The organism is Seonamhaeicola sp. S2-3 (assembly GCF_001971785.1).
GTDB lineage: Bacteria > Bacteroidota > Bacteroidia > Flavobacteriales > Flavobacteriaceae > Seonamhaeicola.
In genome coordinates this window covers 1,178,402-1,200,510 of the sequence record NZ_CP019389.1, presented here as the reverse complement: position 1 = coordinate 1,200,510, position 22,109 = coordinate 1,178,402, and the positions used below count along the sequence as shown (strand labels likewise).

Here is a 22,109-nt window from a genome sequence, read left to right as displayed (position 1 = left end):
ATGGAAAATGGATTATTTAATTAATCTAAAATATTCTCAGCTAAGGTGTTTTCATTTTCAGCCATTAAAGCAAAAAACTTGTCAATATTAGGAAGAATTACAATACGTGTTCTTCTATTTTTAGCTCTATTTTGCCATGTGCTATTATCGGCAATTGGTTGGTAACTGCTTCTTCCTGCAGCTATTAATTGCTCTGGGGCTACATTAAATTTATGTTGCAGTCTTCTAACTACTGAAGTGGCTCTAAGTACACTTAAATCCCAGTTATCTTTAATTTTATCTGTATTTATACCTCTAGAATCTGTATGACCTTCAACCATAACATCTAAGCTAGGTTCAGAATTAATAACTTCTGCTAATTTGGTTAAAATTTTATCGGCTTTAGAGCTAACTACGTAGCTTCCGCTGTTAAATAACATTTTATCTGAAATAGAAATCATAACCACCGTTTCATCAATATTTACCGCTATATCTTCGTCTTCATTAATATTGTTATTATTAATAGCGCGTTCTAGGTTGTATGCAACGGCTAAATTCATAGAATCTTTAAGCGTTTTAGCTTTATTTAGTTTCTCTGCATCAACGTTTTTTAGTGTAGCACGCATTTTAGCTTTAGCGTTGTTAGAAATTACAGCACCGTTTTTTAAAGTTTCAAACTTAGCATTGTTTTCTTCGGTAAGTGTGCCAACATCTTCTTTTAAAGAAGTTATTTTGGTATTGTACTCATTAACTCTAGCTTGAATTTTAGCAAATTTAGTTTCTAAATCTTCTTTTTCAACGCGTGTTTTAGTTAATTCACTTTTTATTTGGCCATTTTCATGCTCTAAAGCCAAATATTTTTTTTTAGAAACACAAGAAAAGGTTAAAGCTGCTAATAATAAAATTGCAAATTTTTTCATAATAATAATTTAGGTTTACATTCATTTACGTAATGAATGTAAATCTAGATTATTAGTTTATGAATTATTCTTAATTAACTATGCTCGTTTTCAACAGATGCTGGTGTTACTGTTGCATCATGAGAGTTGTAGTATTCTTCTAAAAGACTCATGGTTGCAGTTAATAAGTCTTTAGTTTCTAATAAAATACCAAAATATAATGTAGTATTTTTAGGGCTAGATTCTTCTTTGCGTGTACGTTCTACTTGTTTTTGAATTTTGTCTGTTAAAAGATTAAAAAGGGTATGTTTTCTTTTTAGTACAGAACCTATTTCATCAAAAGAGCCAGATTTAAAGGCGCTTCTAGTATCATTAAATAATATTTCAAAAGCATCATCAATTTCTTTAAGCTCTTTTATTTGACTGAATTTTAATTTTTTATGATTATTGTTGACATGTTTGTAGCTTGTGTTTGAGATGTAAGTTAAAGATTGAGCCATGTCTTGTAAGTATCTTAAAATACTTAAATAAAAGTTACTTGCTTTAACACTTGGTTCATCTAAATTTTTAATGAAATAGAATATGTTATCTTTTAAATCTTCAATTTCTTCAGTTAGTTTCCCTACTTGTGTTTTATTTTTCTTAAGTACTTTAAGATTATGTGTAGCAAGACCATTAACCGCATTGGTGTAAATTCTATTACTACGTTTAACAACGTTTGCAATATTGTTTGCACTTTCTAAAATAACACCTTGTGTAGAACTGCTTTCGGCTTTTTGTAAACTATCTTCAGCTTTTAATTCTTTTGTTTTTTTTCTGTGGTTTAAATAATTTCTAACTAAAACTATTAACGCAAAAGTAATTAAAGCTACAAGAGCATAGCCTCTGCCATAATATATAATTAAAGCCATTATTGCAGCGGCAACAAAAGCACTTAAAGCGGTAAAAAACCAACCACCAATAACGTTTAAAACGCCTGCTACTCTATAAACAGCACTTTCACTTCCCCAAGCTCTATCGGCTAAAGAGGTTCCCATGGCTACCATAAATGTAACATATGTAGTTGATAAAGGTAATTTCATTGAGGTAGCTAAAGAAATTAACACACTTGCAACCATAAGGTTAACAGCTGCTCTAACTAAATCAAAAGCAGGAAGATCTTCTTTTTTAATGGCAGCAGAAATAACAGGTTCTTTGAATTGCTGAGATGTAAAACGTTTAAAATTGTTTGGTAAAAGGTTGTTAAAATTATCTGATGCGGCAATAGACATTCTAACAATGTTTCTAGATAAAAAGTTAGGTTCAAAACGTTCTTTAACATCATCTTGTCTAGATAAATCTACCGATGTTTTTACAACGGCTTTAGCTTTACTAGAAAACCATAAGGTTAAGACCATAATTAAACCTGCTGCTAACAATATGTATGTAGGCGTGTAGATTTTATTACTAAGACTTTCCATAGTAAATTCTTGAGCTGTTAAGCCAAGTGTATTTACTTCTGGGTTTCCAAAGTCTAAATAAGCCTGATAAGCACCTGTTGTAGGCCCTATAAAGTTAACTAAATCATTACCTGCAAAAGCTACTGCTAAAGCAAATGTACCTACAACAATAATAATTTTGTAAATATTGGTTTTAAGTAGGGTCATAATTAGTAATGAAACTATTGTAAAGAAGGTAAAACCAATAGCAAGAACCATTGTGGTATTTTCTGAAATTAAACTTTTAAAGTTATCACTCATAAAAGTGGCATTCTTTATTCCTTTTATTAAAATAAAGTACATAATTGATGTTACCGCAAAACCACTAAAAATAGCCCCGTAAAGTTTGGGTTTATTGTTAAAGTTGAATGATAATAAAAGACGCGAAATGTATTGAATAATAGCACCTACAGAAAAAGCTACTACAACGGACAGCAAGATACCTAGAATGATTTCTATTGCCTTTTCGTTATTAATATAATTTCCAATGTCTAATAAAGACAGGTTATCATCTAATGTAATTTTTATAAGAGCCATAGAAACAGAGGCTCCTAAAAGCTCAAAAACTATAGAAACTGTTGTAGATGTTGGTAGTCCCAGAGTATTAAAGAAATCTAGCAGAAGAATATCGGTTATCATAACCGCCATAAAAATAATCATGATTTCATCAAATACAAACTCACCTGGAACAAAAATACCTTTACGAGCAATTTCCATCATTCCGCTAGAAGACAGAGCGCCAAAAGCTACTCCTATACTAGCTACAATCATTAAAGTTTTAAAGGAAACAGCTTTTGAGCCAATTGCTGAATTAAGAAAATTTACAGCATCATTACTTACACCAACAACTAAATCTGCTATTGCTAAAACAGCAAGAGCAATAATCATAAAAGTATACAGATTGTCCATTCAAATAAGGGTAAAATATATTGAAAACAAATGTCTTATTTTTAATTTAACCAAATGTTACGGAAATGTTATGTTCTTTCTGTATTTTATTTATTACTAATGAAAATTTAAAACAATTGCACTACTCTTATTGAGTTCTTATTATGTTAATAAATTTAAAATAAAGTAAAGCGCTAAAAATCAATTAATTACAAGTTTAATGTTAAATTAATGTTACGTAAATGTTGCGTATATGTAAAATCAGTTGTATATTTGTTATATAAATATTAATTAAAACCCCACGTATAATGAAAAAATATATCTTAATATTAGCAGTTTTATTTATAGGAACATCAGTTTTTGCACAAGAAAGTAATGCAAAAGTAAAACGTGTTCAAAAGAAAGAATTAACTGAAGCTACATATTTCTATGCAGATGGCAGTATACAACAAAAAGGCACTTTTAATAAAGCCGGAAAACTTCACGGTACCTGGACAAGTTATGATAAAGCAGGTAACAAATTAGCTGTTGGAAATTATGAAAATGGCAAAAAAGTTGGGAAATGGCTTTTTTATGCTAACGGTGTAGTGAACGAAGTGAATTATGTAGATTCTAAAATTACAAATGTTGCAACAACTAGTAAGGCAGAAGCTCTTTAACGAGTAGAGTAGTAGAATTAATTGAATAAAAAAGCTCCCAATTTGGGAGCTTTTTTGTTTATATCTAAACTCATTAAAACTTGAGTGAATAACCAAGTGAAAACTCTGTTCCTGGTTGTCTTAAAGAAAATATTTGATCTTGTGCTTTAAAAGATTCAAAAGCACTTTCTCTTTCATCACCTAAAATATTCTTTACTTTAAAATCAATTGAAGAATTTTTATTCTTACCAAAAGTAAAATTAGATGTAAAGTTTAAACTATGGAAAGGTTTGGTGTAAACATCAGGAAAATAACCATTACCAACTATTACTAAGGTTTTACCTTGTACGTTGTAAAATACACCAGTTCTTATACCAGAATCTCCAAAATTATAATCTAATCCTCCATTTATTAAGTAAGGAGCCATACCTTGTAAATCACGTGTTCTATCTACAGTTTCACCGGTTTTTATAACGCCATCTGCTGTACGTAATTGGTATTCAAAATCAGACATTTCTAATTCAGATTGTGTATAAGATGCGTTAGCAGTAAACTTTAAATTTGATAAAGACTCACTTAAAAACCCGAAGTTTTGACGAAACTCAAACTCTGCCCCATAAACTTTTGAATCTCCTAAGTTAGCTACTGTATATTGTGGAGCAGCCGAACTTGTATTTGGCATAAATACAATTTCTATAGGGTCTTTAAACGATTTATAAAAACCACTAAGCGCAATCATTTGGCCTTCTTCTCTAAAGATTTCATATCTTAAATCGAAGTTGTTAATATAAGTTGGACTAATAGGGTCATAAATAATAGCACCATTAGAGTCAAACTTACCAAATGCATTTCCTAAAAATGTATCGTTAGTTACAGGATCATAAATTTGAGCACTAGAAGCTTCTTTAAAAGAAGGTCTTGCTGTGGTTCTAGAATAAGATGCTCTTAAATTAGATTCATCAGATAGTGCATAAATTAAATTAGCCGATGGAAATACATCAAAATTGTCAATAATTTTTTCTCTTACGTATGCTGTACCATCGTTTTCTTCACCTGTATAGTATTGAACATAATTTTCTGCACGAATACCTAATACTGTTTTTAATTTTTCAGATAAGTTAAATTCAGCAGAAAAATATGTAGCACTCACTTGTTGTTCACCTTCATAAGCATTAGATGGTTCAAAGGCATTTTCTATAGTTAAGTAAGTACCTTCATCAGTATCTGGAGTCCAAATGTTTTCTGGCTGTAACAATAAGTTAGTATCACCATTTGGAATAATAACATTGGTTGATGTGAAAGAGTACTGATCTACACTAAAATCTCTAAATTTATAAGTATGAGCTCCACCAAATTTTAATTTAGCAGGTCTGTTAAAGATAGTAGCTTTTTTACTAAAATCGGCTTTTCCAGACCAGTTTTCTTCAGTTAAGCTTCTCCATAATTGTAATGGATAACTAGAAGAACTTGGAGAGATAAAATAATCGCCATCATCACTAATTTGTAAAGGTGTAATTCTGTGATCTTTATCATAAACTCCAGTAAATGTTGGAGATAATTTCCAATCAAAATTCCACTCGCTGTCTGCACCAAAAGCATGAGAACCAGCAACTAATAAATTAGTAATAGAGCGTTGGGTGTATAACAAACCATCTTTTACAATAGGCTCAAAAGAACCAACCCCACCACTGGTATTTACTTGTTGAGATAAAAAGTTAGAGGTAGATTCGCCGTTTTGTATGTGTAATAAGTTTATTTTAAACTTAGAACGGTTTGTTTTATAAGTAATTCCTCCTAAAGCACTTAGCAATACAGAATTTATGCTTTCTGACCCTGAACTTGTTCTACTAGCATCTAACTCATAAATATCGTTAGAACCAGAAGTAACACGTCTTGTATAACGACCATCAATTCTGTTTTCATAGAAAGTTACATCGTTCTTGTAAGACACGGCTACTTGATAACCAATTTTATCACTGTTTTCAAGTGCATATTGGTTACCTAAAGTAAAACCAAAATCAAAATTAGCACCGTTAGTAAAGTTAGTAGCTTTTAGTTGTTTTTCAAACCGACTTGTTAAAGATGTTAATAAGATTTTATCTTCAAAAGTACCAGGAATTGGTTGGTAACGATTAATAGGCAAACTTCTGGTGCCATCATCAAAACCAAAAATATCGGTATCGCTTCCTTCATACTCTAAAGCATTATCATTAAAATGCATGTCTGGGTTGTAAGCAGCTCCTACTGATATAGAATATTCTGCTTTTGTAGGGAAATCTTTTGTAATAATATCTACAATACCTCCAGTAAAATCGGCAGGGTGTTCTGCAGCAGCAGATTTAACTACTACAATATTATCAATAATGTTTGTAGGAAACACGTCCATTTGAACTGTGTTTCTATCTGGGTCTAAACCAGGAATATCAACACCATTTAAAATAGATTTAGAATATCTGTCTCCCAGACCTCTAACGTATACATATTTTCCGCCTTGAACAGAAACTCCAGGAACGCTTCTTACTGCACTGGCAGCATCACCTGCACCAGTTTTTTTAATGCTTTGTGCAGATAAAGCATCTAATAGTGTAACTGATTTTTTCTGAAGCGCTAATGCAGAACTTTCGGTATTTCTTTTGATAGATTGAGTAATGACTACTGTTTCTAAAGAATTTGATGCTAGTGTTACATCTAAGAAAGTTTCTTGTCCAGCTTTTATAACTACATCGGCAATTTCTTTAGTTTCATAACCAACAAAAGAAAAAAGAATTGTATAAGTACCGGCTTCTAAATCTAGTTGATATTTCCCTTCAAAATCTGAAGTGGTACCTGTTGTAGTTCCTTTAACTAGTACGTTAGCAAATGCAAGCGGTTCATTATTGTAGTCGCCATCAATAATGTTTCCGGTTAAAACTCCGGATTGTGCGTTGGCAACATCAAATAATCCTATTGCAAATAGAATAAGAACTATTAAATAATTTTTCATAAATGTGATTTATATACTACTGCTCACCTAGTGAGCAGTAGTTACTTATTTGTTAAAAATAGTTTGATTAGAAGCCTAAACTTCCAGCTGTATTAGCGTAAGTCCAGCTAAGAGCAGAAGTATTAGCTCCAACAGTTTGACTTCCTTGAGTTACAGCAGTAGCAGTATCTCCAAAACCTGTAACTGTAACGTTTTCTGCTTTGTTAGCAAAAATGCTAGTTACATCTGTAACACCACTTGGCAATACAATTTCCCAAGTACCTAAAGTAATTAAACCATCATTCCAGTTGGTAGCAACACCATCGTTATCTAACTCAACGTCTGAAGAATCTTTAAATCCGTAAGCATACACATTATTTACATGTCCTTGAGCGTTACTTCTAAAATCTGCATACTCACCGTTAGCAGTTGTAGTATTACCAATCATTGTTAAATTGTTGATAGTGAATTCACCATCAATAGAACCTTCTGGACCGTCAATTTCTAAACCGTGGTCTGAATCATCTCCTAAAACAACAACAGCATTGGTAATGGTTCCAGAGTAAGCTTGGTCAATATCTAAAGCATCATCACCTTGTGCCCATACTAATAAGTTAGATGCGTTTACAGTTCCACCAAAGAACTCAACACCATCATCAACGTTAGCAACAACTTCAACATTATCAATTGTAGTACCTCTACCAACACCACCTAATGTTAATCCGTTAATTTCATTTCCTTCACCTAATAAAGCTCCACCGTGACGGATAGAAACATATTGTAAAGTACCAGAGTTATCTTCATCATCAAAAGTTTCACCATCGGCTAAATCTACACCATAAAGACCAAATGTATCATCAGCAGCAATACCTTCTATATTAGCAAGACCAGTATCTCCAGAAACAGATATAGTGGCTCTACCTAACATAATAACACCACCCCAAAGACCTTTGTTAGCAGAAGTTAAGTTAGTTCCTGCTGTTTGTCCTGGCTCTATGTTATCACTTTCTGAAGTGAAAATAATTGGAGCATCAGCAGTACCAACAGCGTTAATTTTAGCACCTCTAGCAATAATTAATGCAGAAGATAAAGATCCTGTACCCGCTCTACCTTTAATAATTGTACCAGCTTCTATAGTTAAAGTAACACCTTCTTGCACTACTACTTTTCTGTCTAATACATAAACTTTGTCAGATGTCCAAGTTTCATCTAAAGCTATACCACCTGCTTTTATAATTGTTTCGTAATCTTCATCGCTGCCACTATTACCATCATTATAATAGTTATTTGTAGTTTCCTCAACAATTATAGGTGTGTCATCATCTTGTAAACATCCTGTAAATACTAAAGTAGATGCAATTAAAAGAGTTAAAATTATTTTTTTCATGAGTTTAAATTTTAGATAATTTTTTTGTTCAATTTTATGGTGCAAAGAAATGCACGTAATATGAACATGGTGTTACCAACAAGTTAAAGAACAGTGATAAAAGGGTTATTATAATGTTATGAGAAAAGTGTTTTTTTAAATAAACAAGCAACAATTTCTTAACATTAAAAAACAAGATAATTTACCTTTGTTGCAGAAAAATATAAAGTGAGTGCTTTTAAAACTAAAAAAGTTTATTGAAGTTAACTAGATAAAAAAACAAAAGAAGTATTATTACTAAATTTCTTTTTTGTCAATATTTTGGGCTGAAGCTACTTCTGTTATTGGTAAAGAAAAAGCTTCTAAGGAAAGTTTAATTTCGGCTGGGTGATAAGAATCTACATGTACTTTAATTTCTTTAGTTTCGTAACCAGCAAAATTACAAACCAAGGTATAATCACCATCTTTAAGGTTTTCAAAAAGAAACATTCCAGAAATATCAGAAGTTACACTATTTGAAGTACCTTTAATAGAAACATTAGCAAATGGTAAAGGTGTGTTATCCATTTCTTTATCTAAAATTTTACCAACAATTAACCCTGTATCTTGGGCAATAGCGCTTGTTGTAAACAAAATAAAAAATAAAATTGCTAATTGTTTCATTTTTAAGCTTATGGGTTTGTAAGTTGCAAATAACCGATTTTATTAAATTTTTAATGTTATGTAATTGTTATTGGTGTTTCAATTTTAGGTTAGCTTAATGTTAAGAGATTTTAGAATTTATTTTTACTGAATTTATTTATCTTGCTTGTTCTTAAATAAAACACATGAACTGGGAGCAATTATTGTCATTAAAACGCTATGGCGACACTAATAAACGTATAAGAAAAGAACAAGACGAAACACGATTAGGTTTTGAAGTAGATTATGATAGGGTTATTTTTTCATCAGAGTTTAGAAGCCTTCAAGATAAAACGCAGGTTATTCCACTTTCGCAAACAGATTTTGTTCATACAAGATTAACGCATAGTTTAGAGGTTAGTGTAGTTGGGCGCTCTTTGGGCAGAAAGGTAGGGCAAAAAATTCTTGAAAAGTACCCGCATTTAAGAAATGTTTATGGGTATCAAGCTAATGATTTTGGTGCCATTGTAGCCGCCGCAGCTTTAGCACATGATATTGGGAACCCTCCCTTTGGACATTCAGGTGAAAAAGCTATTGGAGAGTTTTTTATTAACGGTGAAGGTAAAAAATATAAAAACGAATTAACACCAAAAGAATATCAAGATTTATGTGATTTTGAAGGGAATGCTAACGGATTTAAGATAATAACCCAAAATAAGTTACGCTTAAGTTATGCAACCTTAGGGGCTTTTATGAAGTATCCAAAGGAATCATTACCTAAAAAGCCAACTAACCATATTGCCGATAAAAAGTATGGGTTTTTTCAGTCTGAAAAAGAAAAATTTGAAAACGTAGCTCAAGACTTAGGTTTATTAAAACGAAATGAGAAACATATAAGCTTTTCAAGACATCCGCTAGCATATTTAGTAGAAGCAGCAGATGATATTTGTTACACAATCATAGATTTTGAAGATGGTATTAACCTAGGATTGATTGAAGAAGAATTTGCTTTAGAATATTTAATTAATCTAGTAAGAGAAACCATTAAAACAGATACTTATTACGCTTTAACTAATAAAGAAGATAGAGTAAGTTATTTAAGGGCTTTAGCAATTGGAACCCTTATTGATGAAGCAGCAACTGTTTTTATGAAATATGAGGAGGAAATTTTAAAAGGAAACTTTGATTGTGCTTTGTTAGATAAAAGTAAATACGATGCACAAATAAAGGATATTATAAGAATTAGTGTAGAGAATATTTATCAATCAGAAGAGGTTATAGATAAAGAAATATCGGGTTATCAAATAATTAATAAGTTATTGAGTATTTACACTAAAGCTGTAAACAATAGTTTTAATGGAACTGCTTCAAATTATGATAAGCTTATCTTAAAAAGATTACCAAAAACTATCAACTTTTCTCAAGAGAATTTGTATGACAGGTTATTAGCTGTCTGTCATTACATATCATTACTATCTGATAGTAAAGCTATATTGAATTTTAAAACTATTGAAGGCGTAACGTTTTAGTATTGGCTCTAGATTTAGCTTGTTTTTTTGCACTTATTATGATGAAATTTTTTTAAATAAGCTTTTTAAGCTATCAATATCTAAACCAAGTAATTTTTGGAGTTCATAAATTGTACCATGTTCAATAAAATTATCAGGAACACCAAGAGTTTTTATAGCGTTTTTATAGTTATTCTCTGAAGCAAATTCTACAACAGCACTTCCAAACCCTCCTTTTACAGTGCCATCTTCAACTGTAATAATTGTTTTGTGTGTTTTAAAAACTTCATGAAGTAAGGTTTCATCTAAAGGTTTAAGAAAACGCATATCGTAATGAGATACATTTAACTCTGTAATAGCTTCAGTAATATTTTTAGCAATGGTACCAATACTTAAAATAGCTAAATTTCTCCCTTTTTTAAGTTGAATACCTTTTCCAATTTCAATTTCATTAAAAGGTTGTTTCCAATTGGTAGTTGTACCACGTCCTCTGGGGTAACGAATTGCTATTGGTTGTTTTAATTTTAATTGAGCAGTATACATTATGTTGCGTAGCTCTATTTCATTTCTTGGGGCAAAAATAACAAGGTTAGGGATGCATCTTAAGTAAGCTAAATCAAAAACCCCATGATGCGTAGCGCCATCTTCTCCTACTAAACCTGCACGGTCTAAACAAAAAATAACTGGTAAATTTTGTAAAGCTACATCATGAATAATTTGGTCATAAGCACGCTGTAAAAATGTAGAATATATATTGCAAAACGGAATAAGCCCTTGCGTTGCCATACCTGCAGCAAGTGTTACCGCATGCTGCTCTGCAATTCCCACATCAAAAGCGCGTTCTGGTATTTGTTGCATCATGTATTTAAGAGAACTTCCAGTAGGCATTGCAGGGGTAATACCAATTATTTTTTTGTTTTTTTTAGCTAATTCTACAAGGGTGTGTCCAAAAACATCTTGATATTTTGGAGGTTCTTTAGTCTCAGATTTAATAATGACTTCACCAGTAGTAGCATTAAATTTACCAGGAGCATGGTATTTTACTTGGTCTATTTCAGCTTGTTTTAACCCCTTACCTTTGGTGGTAATAATATGTAATAATTTAGGGCCTTTTACATTTTTTAACCGCTCTAATTCAGAAATAATTTTATTAATATCATGACCGTCTATTGGTCCAGAGTAATCAAAATTAAGTGCTTTAATAATATTATTTCTTTTTTGAGTTCCTTTTTTTACGTTAGTTAAATATTGTTTAAGCGCCCCAACACTTGGGTCTATACCTATGGCATTATCATTTAAAATAACTAACAAGTTAGCATCTGTAACACCCGCGTGATTTAAAGCTTCAAAAGCCATTCCGCTAGCAATAGAGGCATCACCAATTACAGCAATATGATGTTTATTTTCTCCTTTAAGTTTTGAAGCAATGGCCATACCCAAGGTGGCAGAAATAGAAGTTGAAGAATGCCCCACGCCAAAAGTATCATACTCACTTTCATCTCGTTTTGGGAAACCACTTATTCCTCCTAATTGTCTATTGGTGTCAAAAATATTTTTACGCCCCGTTAAAATTTTATGTCCATAAGCTTGGTGACCAACATCCCAAACCAATAAATCTTCAGGTGTGTTAAATACATAGTGTAGTGCAATGGTTAATTCAACAACCCCTAGACTAGCACCTAAATGGCCTTCTTTAGTAGCCACAATATTGATTATAAAATGCCGTAACTCTTTAGCAAGCTGAGGTAATTCGTCTTGTTTTAAAGACCGTAAATCTTTAGGTGAATTAATATGTTTTAATAACTCTTTTGACACAGGACAAAAGTACAAGAATGAAATTGTATTTTTGCTATTATGATAGAACCTTTTGATGATAATTACTTTATGCGGAAAGCTTTACAAGAAGCAGAACTAGCTTTTGATAAAGGCGAAATACCTGTTGGAGCTGTTATAGTAATTGATAATAAAATTATTGCTAGAGGGCATAATTTAACAGAAACATTGAATGATGTTACGGCTCATGCCGAAATGCAAGCCATTACTGCTGCGGCCAATTTTTTAGGAGGTAAATATCTTCAAAAATGTACATTGTATGTAACTTTAGAGCCTTGCCAAATGTGTGCTGGAGCTTTATATTGGAGTCAGATTTCTAAAATTGTTTATGGAGCTAGAGATTTAGAACGAGGTTGTATTAATTTAAAAACAAAATTACATCCTAAAACTAGTATTGAAGGAGGTGTATTAGTAGATGAAGCTAGTGATTTGTTAAAACGTTTTTTTGTAATGAAACGTAATTTAAATTAGTGTTTTTTTTCTTTTTGAGATTCTCGCATTTTGTCTAAATTCTCTTTAGTGAGCATGTAATCTTTTAAGTCTTTGCCTTTCCAACGGTAATAAGAAAATAGCGGGAATACAACTAAAAATAAACCAGCTACCCCAAAACCTATAAGTTTTTCAGAATAATTAACATTTAGGGTAAACCCTAAAATAATACTTGTAAAAACGGCAATTACTAATATGGCAATGAGATACTTCATGCAATTTGTTATATTATTTAGTAAATTTTATAAGTTGGCGTCTATAGGCGGTTAATAATTTTGATTTTGAAATATATCCATAGTATTTACCTTGTTTTACTACGGGTAAATTCCAAGCACCTGTAACCTTAAATTTCTCCATGATATCGTTCATAGAGTCGGTATCATAATCAATAATGTCGGCATCGGCATGCATAAGGTCTGCAACACGTACTTTGTCATAAAGGTCTGCTTTAAACATCATATGCCTAATATCATCTAGCCTAATAACACCTAAAAATTCATGTTTATTATTAATTACAGGGAAATGATTTCTGGATGATTTAGCTACAGCTTCGTTTAGAATTTGGCCTAATGTCATTTCTGGTTTAAGAGTAACAAAATTTGTTTCAATTACTTTTTTAATATCTAAAACCATAAGCACATTTTGGTCTTTGTCATGCGTCATTAATTCTCCGCGTTCTGCCAATTTCATTGTGTATATGGAGTGTGAAACATAAAATTTAGTTATTGCAAATGATATGGCGGCAACAATCATAAGAGGTACAAAAAGTTCATGTCCGCTTGTTATTTCAGCAATAAGGAATATGGCCGTTAATGGAGCGTGTAAAACTCCAGCCATAAGCCCCGTCATACCTAAAAGCGTGAAATTAGCTTCGGGTACAGAAAAATTCATTCCTATATTGTTAACAATTTTAGCAAAAGCATTACCTAAAACACTCCCCATTATTAGTGTAGGTATAAATATGCCTCCTACGCCACCGGCACCAAATGTTGTGGTCATGGCAATGGCTTTAAAAATGGCAATGCCTATAAGTAGCGCAATAACAATCCAGATATTATTTAAATCTAAATTCATGGGGGTTTTACCTATAGCAGCAAGGTGGTCACCTTTTAATAAGTTATTCATAAGGTTATAACCCTCACCGTAAAGCGGTGGGATAAAATATAGCATCGTTCCAATGGCAACACCTCCAATTAATAGGCGTAACGCTCTACTTTCAAATTGTTTAAAAAAGTTGGTAATAGAAAAAAATACTTTAGAAAAATATACAGATGCAATGGCTGTTACAATACCTAAAGCAATATATATGGGTAAGTTGTTAAATTTAAAACTATCTTCTAAATCAACATGTAGAAGAACATCGGTACCAAGAAACATATAAGAAGTTATAACAGCAGAAACTGATGCTAAAAGCAGGGGAACTAAAGAGGTAAAAGCAATGTCTAAACTAAAAATTTCAACAGCAAAAATAATAGCAGCAATAGGCGCTTTAAACATAGAAGCCATGGCACCAGCCGAGGCACAACCAATTAAAAGCAAACGCGCTTTTGTGTTCATATGAAATAATTGCGCAGTGTTTGAACCTAAGGCAGAACCAACACTAACTGCCGGCCCCTGTAGCCCTACAGATCCACCAAAACCAGCGGTTAATGGTGCTGTTATTAAAGCTGCGTAAATATTATATCTAGGAAGAATGCCGTTAAGTTTAGATAGCCCATATAGCGTTGTAGAAATACCATGGCCTATATGTTTTTTTAACCAAGTTTGCTTTATAACATAAACTAAAGCTAAACCGATTATGGGAAAAATAAAGTAAAGGGTATTTTGGTAATTTTTTAAAAAATTCAATTCTAATAATGAACGGATAAAATGAGTGAGGTTTTTAAGAACAACGGTGCCAGTTCCCGCCAAAATACCTACTAATATGCTTAATATATAAATAAACTGCTGTTCTGAAAGGTGTTTATATTTCCAGATTAAAAACTTACGTAATAGCTTTTTAGAGTTTTCAGGCATAATATGCTAAAAATAGTAAATTATTAGTGGAAAATCTTTGAGGATTAAGAATTTCCTTGAAGTGTAATTAATTGACGTCTATAAGATGTAAGTAATTTTGATTTTGATATAAAACCATAGTAAGTTCCTTCGTTTTTAGTAACAGGTAAGTTCCAAGCACTACTATCTTGAAATTTTTGCATAATATCAACCATTTTGTCTTTGTCTAAATTTATAACCTCTGGTGGTTTGTGCATGAGGTCGCTAGCCAAAATTCTTTTGTATAGAGATTGATCAAACATTATTGGTCTTAAATCATCTAATAAAATAATGCCCTTTAATCTTTTTGAATCCTTTTTAACAACAGGATAAATATTTCTGTTAGATTTTATAACAGCATTTTGTATTATTTGCTCTAAAGTCATTTCAGGATTTACGGTAATAAAGTTTCTTTCAATAACTTTATCAATATTCATTAATGTTAGTACAGCATGATCTTTATCATGAGTTATTAACTCACCTCTTCTACCAAGTTCCATATTGTAAACAGAATGTGGTTTATAGTATTTTGTAATAGCAAATGAAATACTAGCAGTAAGCATTAAAGGAATAAAAAGTTCATAACCTCCAGTAAGTTCTGCAATTAAAAAAATAGCAGTTAAAGGAGCATGTAAAACACCAGCTAATAAACCTGCCATACCTACTAAAGTGAAATTACTTTCAGAAATAGAAGTGTTAAACAAACCACAATTATTTATAATTTTGGCAAAACAATTACCCATAATACTTCCCATAAACAACACAGGAGCAAAAATACCACCAACACCTCCAGCTCCAAAAGTAAAGCAACTGGCTATAATTTTAAAGAACATAAGGCCAACTAACAGTATAATTATATTCCAGACATTATTTAAATCAAGATGGAACAAATTGTTGTTAAGAGAAAGTTCAGGATGTCCAGCTATAAGACTGTTAATTAAATCAAAGCCTTCACCATATAAAGGAGGCATTAAAAAAACTAGTAATCCAATACCTAAACTACCAACTAGCAATCTTTTGATTGGTGAAGAGAGTTTTTCAAAAAAATGATGAATTTTATCGTAAACATTAGTGAAATATATTGAAACAAAAGCAGCTACAACACCTAAAACTATATAGAATAAAGCATCAGAAAGATAAAACTTGTCTTCAATTCTAAAAGGTAATAAATTATCATTCCCAAAGAAAAAATGAGAAGTTAATATAGCCGAAATTGAAGCGAAAAGTAAAGGAAGTAATGACGCAAATGTAAGGTCTAAGCTAAAAACTTCAATAGCAAAAACCAAAGCAGCAATAGGAGCTTTAAAAATAGAACTCATAGCACCAGCGGCAGCACAACCAATAAGTAAATTTCTGGTGGTTTGGTTCATGTGGAACATTCTAGCTATGTTTGAGCCTAATGCAGCACCAGTTGCAACCGTAGGGCCTTCTAATCCTACAGAGCCACCAAACCCAACCGTTAAAGGAGCCGTTAAAATGGAACCATACATTTGAAACCGCTTCATAATACCTTTTCGTTTTGAAATAGCATATAAAGTTGAAGGTATACCATGACTTACTTTTTGTCTTATGATATATTTCATAATAAAATAAACCAGAGTAAGACCTATAACAGGGAATACAAAATAAAAGGCATGATGGTAATAGGTAATAAATTTGGTTTCAAGTAAATGTTGAAAAAAATGAGTTAAGTTTTTTAAAACAACAGCACCTAGACCAGCTGTAAAACCAATAAGTATGCTAAGTATAAAAACAAACTGTTTATTAGAAATGTGTTTAGCTCTCCAAATTAATAGTCGTTTTAAAATGGTTTTCTTTGGCATAACCCTTATTATTAAAAAATCCCGCTAAAAGCAGGATTTATAAATATTATGATTTTAAATTTAGTTTTAAACTTAATTCTTCTAGTTGTTCATCATCAATAGGGGCAGGGGCGTCTATCATAACATCCCTACCAGAATTGTTTTTTGGGAACGCAATAAAATCTCTAATAGTTTCTTGTCCGCCTAAAATGGCTACTAATCTATCTAACCCAAAAGCGAGTCCTCCATGAGGTGGCGCTCCATATTGAAAGGCATCCATTAAAAATCCAAACTGTGCTTTTGCTTCTTCTTCAGTAAATCCTAAGTAATCAAACATTAAGGATTGTGTTTCTTTATCATGTATTCTTATAGAGCCACCTCCAATTTCGTTTCCGTTTAAAACTAAATCGTAGGCATTGGCTCTAACCGCAGCAGGGTCTGTTTTTAATAATTCTATTTGTCCTGGTTTTGGTGCGGTAAATGGGTGATGCATGGCGTGGTAGCGTTCTGTTTCTTCATCCCATTCTAATAATGGGAAGTCTAATACCCAAAGTGGTGCAAACTCATTGGGTTTACGTAATCCTAAGCGTTCTGCTAATTCCATACGTAAAGCACTTAATTGGGTGCGTACTTTATTTTTATCTCCAGAAAGCACACAAATTAAATCACCTGGTTTAGCGCCAGTAACTTCGGCCCATTTTGCTAAATCGTCTTGGTTGTAAAATTTATCTACCGAAGATTTAAATGTACCATCTTCGTTACAGCGGCAATATACCATGCCTAAAGCGCCTATTTGCGGACGCTTAACCCAACTAATAAGTTTATCTATTTCTTTACGTGAATAGCTGTTTCCTCCCGGAACTGCAATACCAACTACTAATTCAGCTTGGTTAAATACGTTGAAATCTTTGTGTTGTGCAACATCGTTTAATTCGCCAAATTCCATCCCAAAACGAATGTCTGGTTTGTCGTTTCCGTATAAACGCATAGCGTCATCGTAGAATATCCTTGGGAATTTATCTATTTCAACACCATTTACTTCTTTTAATAAATGACGTGTTAAACCTTCAAAAGCATTTAAAATATCTTCTTGCTCAATAAAGGCCATTTCACAGTCTATCTGTGTAAATTCGGGTTGTCTATCGGCACGTAAATCTTCATCTCTAAAACATTTTACAATCTGGAAATACTTATCCATACCACCCACCATAAGCAATTGCTTAAAAGTTTGTGGCGATTGAGGAAGTGCGTAAAACTCTCCTTCATTCATTCTACTTGGTACCACAAAATCGCGGGCACCTTCGGGTGTAGATTTAATTAAATAAGGTGTTTCTACTTCAATAAATCCTTGGTTAGAAAGATAATTGCGAACCTCTTGTGTTACCTTGTGTCTAAAAATTAAACTGTTTTTTACGGGATTTCTACGAATATCTAAATAGCGATATTTCATTCGTAAATCTTCGCCACCATCGGTTTTATCTTCAATGGTAAACGGTGGTAAAATGGCTTTGTTGAGTATGTTTAATTCAGATACTAAAATTTCTATATCACCAGTTTCAATATTTGGGTTTTTAGAAGCACGTTCTATTACGGTTCCCTTAACCTGAATTACAAATTCACGACCAAGTTTTTGAGCTTGTTCTATAAGTGTTTTAGAGGTGCGTTCTTCATCAAAAACCAATTGCGTAATACCATACCGGTCTCTGAGATCTACCCAAACAATAAACCCTTTATCTCTAGACTTTTGAACCCATCCTGCAAGGGTTACTTCTTCATTAATATTTGAGGCTCTTAACTCGCCGCAATTATGACTTCTATACATAGTGAAATTTTGATGTGCAAATTTAAAGAAATCCTAAATAGATTAACCATTTTATGTAGCTTTTTTAAATACAAACCAAGTTATTCATTGAGGCTCATTTGTTACTTGTCGAAAAATATTTTCAAAAGAATTTAAAAAAGTAATTTAAATATTATACAGGTGTAAAAAAGAAAACCCGATGAATTGATACAGTCATCGGGTTTTCTTTTTTTTAAATAGTTTTATCTAATAGCCTAAGCTTCTTTTAAATTTTTTGTTGTACCTAATTCTTGTTCTTTTAACACATTATCTTGTACGGTTCTGTGTTTGTACAATCTCATTTTAAATTTGGTGACCAAATAAAATAAAATAGGTACTACTATGAGTGTTAAAAAGGTTGCAATTAAAAGCCCGTATATTACTGTCCAAGCTAATGGTCCCCAAAAAACAACATTATCACCACCTACATAAATGTTAGTGTCAAAATCACTAAAAAATGTAAAGAAATTAATATTTAATCCTGTGGCTAAAGGAATTAAACCTAAAATAGTGGTGATTGCGGTTAATAGTACGGGACGTAAACGTGCTTTACCTCCTGTTATGATAGCTTCTTTTAAATCATTGGTTTTTAAGTATTGGTTATCTTCATAATTTAATTCTGCCTTTTTTCTATCAATTAAAAGTTGCGTGTAATCTAAAAGTACCACACCGTTGTTTACAACAATACCAGCCAATGAAATAATACCCATCATGGTCATCATGATAACAAACGGTCTGCCAGTAATAATTAAGCCACCAAACACACCAATTAAACTTAGGAAAATGGCTAACATAATTATGGCAGGTTTTGAAATAGAATTAAATTGGAAAATTAATATGAAAAAAATGAGTCCTAAACCAGCAAAAAAAGCTTTCATTAAAAAGGCCATTTGTTTGGCTTGCTCTTCTATTTGTCCCGTGTAGTCTACTTTTATATTGTCAGGTTTTTCGGTGAAGGCTTCCATTTCTTTCTGAATTTTAGAAACAATAGCAGCAGCATCAGTATACCCTGGTGCTAATGCCGAATATAGTGTAACTACGCGCTTAACATCTCTATGCTTAATAGCACTATAACCAGAGGTGTTGCTTTGTTTAGCAACGGCAGATACTGGAATTTCTTTAATTTGACCAGTAGCCATATCTCTAAACGTAATTTTTTGGTTAAAGAGCGCACTTTTGTTATACCTGTTTTCCTCATTAAAACGCACATAGATATCATAATCTTCTCCATCTTTTTTGTAAATACCAGCTTTAGCACCAAAAATAGAATTACGCAATTGTTGTCCTACTTGACCCGCAGATATACCAAGTTCTCCAGCTTTTTTTCTGTCAACTATTACTTTCATTGAGGGTTTAGATTTGTTAACATCTATCTTTAATTCATCAATACCCTCAATATTTTTTGAGTTTATAAAGTCGCGCATTTTTTCTGCGGTAGCAATTAACTCAGAGTAATCTTCACCTTCTAGCTCTAAATTAATAGGGTATCCTACTGGTGGACCAACGGCATCTTTTTCAACAGAAATGGCAACACCAGGGTAAATGCCCTGTAAAGCTTCCTGTACTTTTTTAAGTAGTTCTTTACTGTCTGCGCCTTTTCTAAATTTAAATTCGCGCATGGTAGCGGTAATCTTACCTCGGTGAGGCATTTCAGCTTGAGAACCTCCATCAGTTTGTGGGTTTCCAGCGCCTTCACCTACTTGAGATATGGCACTTTCTGTTAGGAAATTATAATCTCCATTCATGTAAGCTTCGTCATTTATAATTTTATAAACGCGCTCTTCAATACTCTTAGTAATAGCATTGGTTTTTTCTATATCGGTTCCTTCGGGGTATTCTATATAAACAATAATTTGGTTTGGGTTATTATCTGGGAAAAACTCAACTTTGGTACGTTGGCTTCCAACAGACATTCCAAATCCCATAAAAGAGATAATGAGTAAAATAAATGTGCCTACAGAAATGATTACAGGCCATTTACCTTTAAAGGCACCACGAAGGGTGATTTCATACCAATTTTCCCAAATGGGTAAAATTTTATTTTGAAATGCATTAGCCCAATCTCTAAGAAATAATCTATATATCCAGAGCAGTATAACTGTAAATATCATTACAGATCCTAAGCCTCTTGCAGAACCTCCAAAAAGAAGAATTAGCAATCCTGAAATGCCAACTATTATAGAAATTCTAATGATGTTTTTTAAAGGCATTTGTATGTCTTCTGTGGTCATGTATTGCGATACTAAAACCGAATTAAAGAAGATAGCTACAAATAGAGATGATCCTAGTACCACGCCAAGGGTTTTGGGGAAGAAAATCATAAATTGCCCCATAACACCTGGCCACATTCCTAAAGGAATAAAGGCTGCTACAGTGGTAGCTGTTGAAATAATAATGGGGAATGCAATTTCACCAATTCCTTTTTTAGCAGCTTCAAGTCTGCTTAAACCTTCTTCATTCATAAGGCGGTACACGTTTTCAACTAAAACAATACCGTTATCAACCAACATACCTAGCCCCATGATAAGACCAAATAAAATCATGGTATTCATGGTAAAGCCCATAAAGTTTAATATCATTAGAGACATGAACATGGACATAGGTATTGCAAACCCAACAAATAGCGCATTTTTAAACCCTAAAAAGAACATTAAAACCGTTACCACTAGTATAATACCAAAGATGATGTTGTTTACTAAATCATCTACCTGACCTATGGTTTTAGTAGATTGATCGTTAGAGATGGTAACAGTTAAATCGGGTGGAAATACTTCTTCAACGGCTTTATCAACAATAGCTTGAATTTGTTCTGCAGCGGCCACCATATTTTTTCCAGCTCGTTTTTTAACATCTAGCATTACTACTGGGTGTCCAAACTCTCTTGCGTAAGTGGTTCTATCTTCTTCTTTAAAAGAAACTTTAGCAACATCTTTTAAGTAAATAGGGTTGTTATGTTCTGATTTTACCACGAAATTTTCAAGCTCTTCAGGAGTTTCAATTTCACCAATAACTCTAATGGTTCTTCGTTGTCCGCTAGCAATTAAGTTACCTGCAGACAGGGTCATGTTTTCATTGTTAATGGTATTTATGATATCGCTGAAACTAACTTGAGCAGCCATCATTTTGTAAATATCAACGGCCACTTCAACTTCTTTTTCTTGTGCTCCACGAATATCTACTTGCTTAATTTCTAAAAGGCCTTCAATTTCATCTTCAAGATATTCACCGTATTCTTTAAGTTTATCTATGGGGTAGTCTCCAGAGATATTAATATTAAGAATAGGGATTTCTTCAGAAATACTTAAATCGAACACATTAGGTTCTACTTTGGCACCGTTAAAAGTAGGCCAATCTTCGCTGGCGGTTTCAGAGTCAACCTCGTCTTTTACTTTTTGTTTGGCAGCTTCAACAGTTATATTTTCATCAAACTCAACAATTACAATAGAATAATCTTCTTGAGAAGTTGATGTGATTTCTACAACATTACTTACGGTTTTTAACCGGTCTTCAATAGGGTCTGTAATAAGTTTTTCAATGTCCTCTGCGGTGTTGCCAGGATATATTGAACTGATGTAGATTTTAGTTTCTTTAATTTCAGGAAAGCTTTCTCTAGGCATGCTAAAGTAGGCGCTAGAACCTAAAATTAAGATAACAGCAATTAAAACGTACATGGTAGTTTTGTTGCCAATAGCCCATGATGATAAGCCAAATTCTTTATCTACTTTTTTTGTGTTTTTCTTTTTACTCATTTGATGGTAGTCTTTTATAATTA

At 32.5% G+C, this 22,109-nt stretch carries 14 protein-coding genes; 3 read left to right on the top strand and 11 right to left on the bottom strand.

What is annotated here, in order from left to right:
- Positions 1-20: 20 nt before the first annotated feature.
- Positions 21-899, bottom strand: a complete 879-nt coding sequence (locus BWZ22_RS05660) for an OmpA family protein (RefSeq protein WP_076698571.1) — start codon at positions 897-899, stop codon at positions 21-23.
- A 74-nt stretch (positions 900-973) separates the two neighbouring features.
- Positions 974-3,265 (bottom strand): inorganic phosphate transporter, encoded by a 2,292-nt coding sequence (locus BWZ22_RS05655; protein WP_076698570.1) that lies wholly within the window; start codon positions 3,263-3,265, stop codon positions 974-976.
- A gap of 287 nt (positions 3,266-3,552) precedes the next feature.
- On the opposite strand from BWZ22_RS05655, the gene BWZ22_RS05650 reads away from it, so the two are divergent.
- Positions 3,553-3,903 carry a toxin-antitoxin system YwqK family antitoxin gene (locus BWZ22_RS05650; RefSeq protein ID WP_076698568.1) on the top strand — a complete coding sequence of 117 codons (351 nt, stop codon included), beginning with the start codon at positions 3,553-3,555 and terminating at the stop codon, positions 3,901-3,903.
- Positions 3,904-3,976: 73 nt separating this feature from the next.
- Here the strand turns inward: BWZ22_RS05650 and BWZ22_RS05645 are convergent, their stop codons facing one another.
- The 3 genes from BWZ22_RS05645 to BWZ22_RS05635 form a co-directional block, all read right to left on the bottom strand.
- Positions 3,977-6,865 (bottom strand): TonB-dependent receptor, encoded by a 2,889-nt coding sequence (locus BWZ22_RS05645; protein ID WP_076698567.1) that lies wholly within the window; start codon positions 6,863-6,865, stop codon positions 3,977-3,979.
- A gap of 67 nt (positions 6,866-6,932) precedes the next feature.
- Positions 6,933-8,231 carry a hypothetical protein gene (locus tag BWZ22_RS05640; protein WP_076698565.1) on the bottom strand — a complete coding sequence of 433 codons (1,299 nt, stop codon included), beginning with the start codon at positions 8,229-8,231 and terminating at the stop codon, positions 6,933-6,935.
- 276 nt (positions 8,232-8,507) lie between these two features.
- The gene (locus BWZ22_RS05635; protein WP_076698564.1) at positions 8,508-8,873 is read right to left on the bottom strand and encodes a carboxypeptidase-like regulatory domain-containing protein; all 366 of its coding nucleotides are present in this window, start codon (positions 8,871-8,873) and stop codon (positions 8,508-8,510) included.
- Positions 8,874-9,037: 164 nt separating this feature from the next.
- Here BWZ22_RS05635 and dgt point away from each other — a divergent pair, with 164 nt between their 5' ends.
- Positions 9,038-10,360, top strand: a complete 1,323-nt coding sequence (gene dgt / locus BWZ22_RS05630; protein WP_076698562.1) for a dGTP triphosphohydrolase — start codon at positions 9,038-9,040, stop codon at positions 10,358-10,360.
- 36 nt (positions 10,361-10,396) lie between these two features.
- Here dgt and dxs read toward each other — a convergent pair whose 3' ends face one another.
- Positions 10,397-12,154 (bottom strand): 1-deoxy-D-xylulose-5-phosphate synthase, encoded by a 1,758-nt coding sequence (gene dxs / locus BWZ22_RS05625; RefSeq protein WP_076698561.1) that lies wholly within the window; start codon positions 12,152-12,154, stop codon positions 10,397-10,399.
- Between the two features lie 39 nt (positions 12,155-12,193).
- On the opposite strand from dxs, the gene BWZ22_RS05620 reads away from it, so the two are divergent.
- Complete coding sequence (locus tag BWZ22_RS05620) at positions 12,194-12,643, top strand: nucleoside deaminase (protein ID WP_076698559.1); 450 nt, start codon at positions 12,194-12,196, stop codon at positions 12,641-12,643.
- Here the strand turns inward: BWZ22_RS05620 and BWZ22_RS05615 are convergent.
- The 5 genes from BWZ22_RS05615 to BWZ22_RS05595 all read right to left on the bottom strand — a co-directional run bounded on the left by BWZ22_RS05615 (position 12,640) and on the right by BWZ22_RS05595 (position 22,086).
- Positions 12,640-12,876 (bottom strand): hypothetical protein, encoded by a 237-nt coding sequence (locus BWZ22_RS05615; RefSeq protein ID WP_076698558.1) that lies wholly within the window; start codon positions 12,874-12,876, stop codon positions 12,640-12,642. The two genes, BWZ22_RS05620 and BWZ22_RS05615, sit on opposite strands and share 4 nt — an antisense overlap.
- A 13-nt stretch (positions 12,877-12,889) precedes the next feature.
- Positions 12,890-14,677 carry a chloride channel protein gene (locus tag BWZ22_RS05610; RefSeq protein ID WP_076698556.1) on the bottom strand — a complete coding sequence of 596 codons (1,788 nt, stop codon included), beginning with the start codon at positions 14,675-14,677 and terminating at the stop codon, positions 12,890-12,892.
- Positions 14,678-14,721: 44 nt separating this feature from the next.
- Positions 14,722-16,518: a chloride channel protein gene (locus BWZ22_RS05605; RefSeq protein WP_076698555.1), complete on the bottom strand. Its 1,797-nt coding sequence runs from the start codon at positions 16,516-16,518 to the stop codon at positions 14,722-14,724.
- A gap of 46 nt (positions 16,519-16,564) precedes the next feature.
- Positions 16,565-18,319 carry an aspartate--tRNA ligase gene (gene aspS, locus BWZ22_RS05600; protein WP_076698553.1) on the bottom strand — a complete coding sequence of 585 codons (1,755 nt, stop codon included), beginning with the start codon at positions 18,317-18,319 and terminating at the stop codon, positions 16,565-16,567.
- Positions 18,320-18,552: 233 nt separating this feature from the next.
- Entirely contained in the window at positions 18,553-22,086 is a 3,534-nt protein-coding gene (locus BWZ22_RS05595) for an efflux RND transporter permease subunit (protein WP_076698552.1), read from the bottom strand.
- Between the last annotated feature and the right edge of the window lie 23 nt (positions 22,087-22,109).

Coding starts and splice junctions, on each gene's coding strand:
- BWZ22_RS05615 (WP_076698558.1), bottom strand. CDS start 12,876: ATGAAGTATCTCATTGCCATATTAGTAATTGCCGTTTTTACAAGTATT.
- BWZ22_RS05620 (WP_076698559.1), top strand. CDS start 12,194: ATGATAGAACCTTTTGATGATAATTACTTTATGCGGAAAGCTTTACAA.
- BWZ22_RS05655 (WP_076698570.1), bottom strand. CDS start 3,265: ATGGACAATCTGTATACTTTTATGATTATTGCTCTTGCTGTTTTAGCA.
- BWZ22_RS05650 (WP_076698568.1), top strand. CDS start 3,553: ATGAAAAAATATATCTTAATATTAGCAGTTTTATTTATAGGAACATCA.
- BWZ22_RS05660 (WP_076698571.1), bottom strand. CDS start 899: ATGAAAAAATTTGCAATTTTATTATTAGCAGCTTTAACCTTTTCTTGT.
- BWZ22_RS05635 (WP_076698564.1), bottom strand. CDS start 8,873: ATGAAACAATTAGCAATTTTATTTTTTATTTTGTTTACAACAAGCGCT.
- BWZ22_RS05605 (WP_076698555.1), bottom strand. CDS start 16,518: ATGCCAAAGAAAACCATTTTAAAACGACTATTAATTTGGAGAGCTAAA.
- aspS (WP_076698553.1), bottom strand. CDS start 18,319: ATGTATAGAAGTCATAATTGCGGCGAGTTAAGAGCCTCAAATATTAAT.
- BWZ22_RS05610 (WP_076698556.1), bottom strand. CDS start 14,677: ATGCCTGAAAACTCTAAAAAGCTATTACGTAAGTTTTTAATCTGGAAA.
- BWZ22_RS05645 (WP_076698567.1), bottom strand. CDS start 6,865: ATGAAAAATTATTTAATAGTTCTTATTCTATTTGCAATAGGATTATTT.
- dgt (WP_076698562.1), top strand. CDS start 9,038: ATGAACTGGGAGCAATTATTGTCATTAAAACGCTATGGCGACACTAAT.
- BWZ22_RS05640 (WP_076698565.1), bottom strand. CDS start 8,231: ATGAAAAAAATAATTTTAACTCTTTTAATTGCATCTACTTTAGTATTT.
- BWZ22_RS05595 (WP_076698552.1), bottom strand. CDS start 22,086: ATGAGTAAAAAGAAAAACACAAAAAAAGTAGATAAAGAATTTGGCTTA.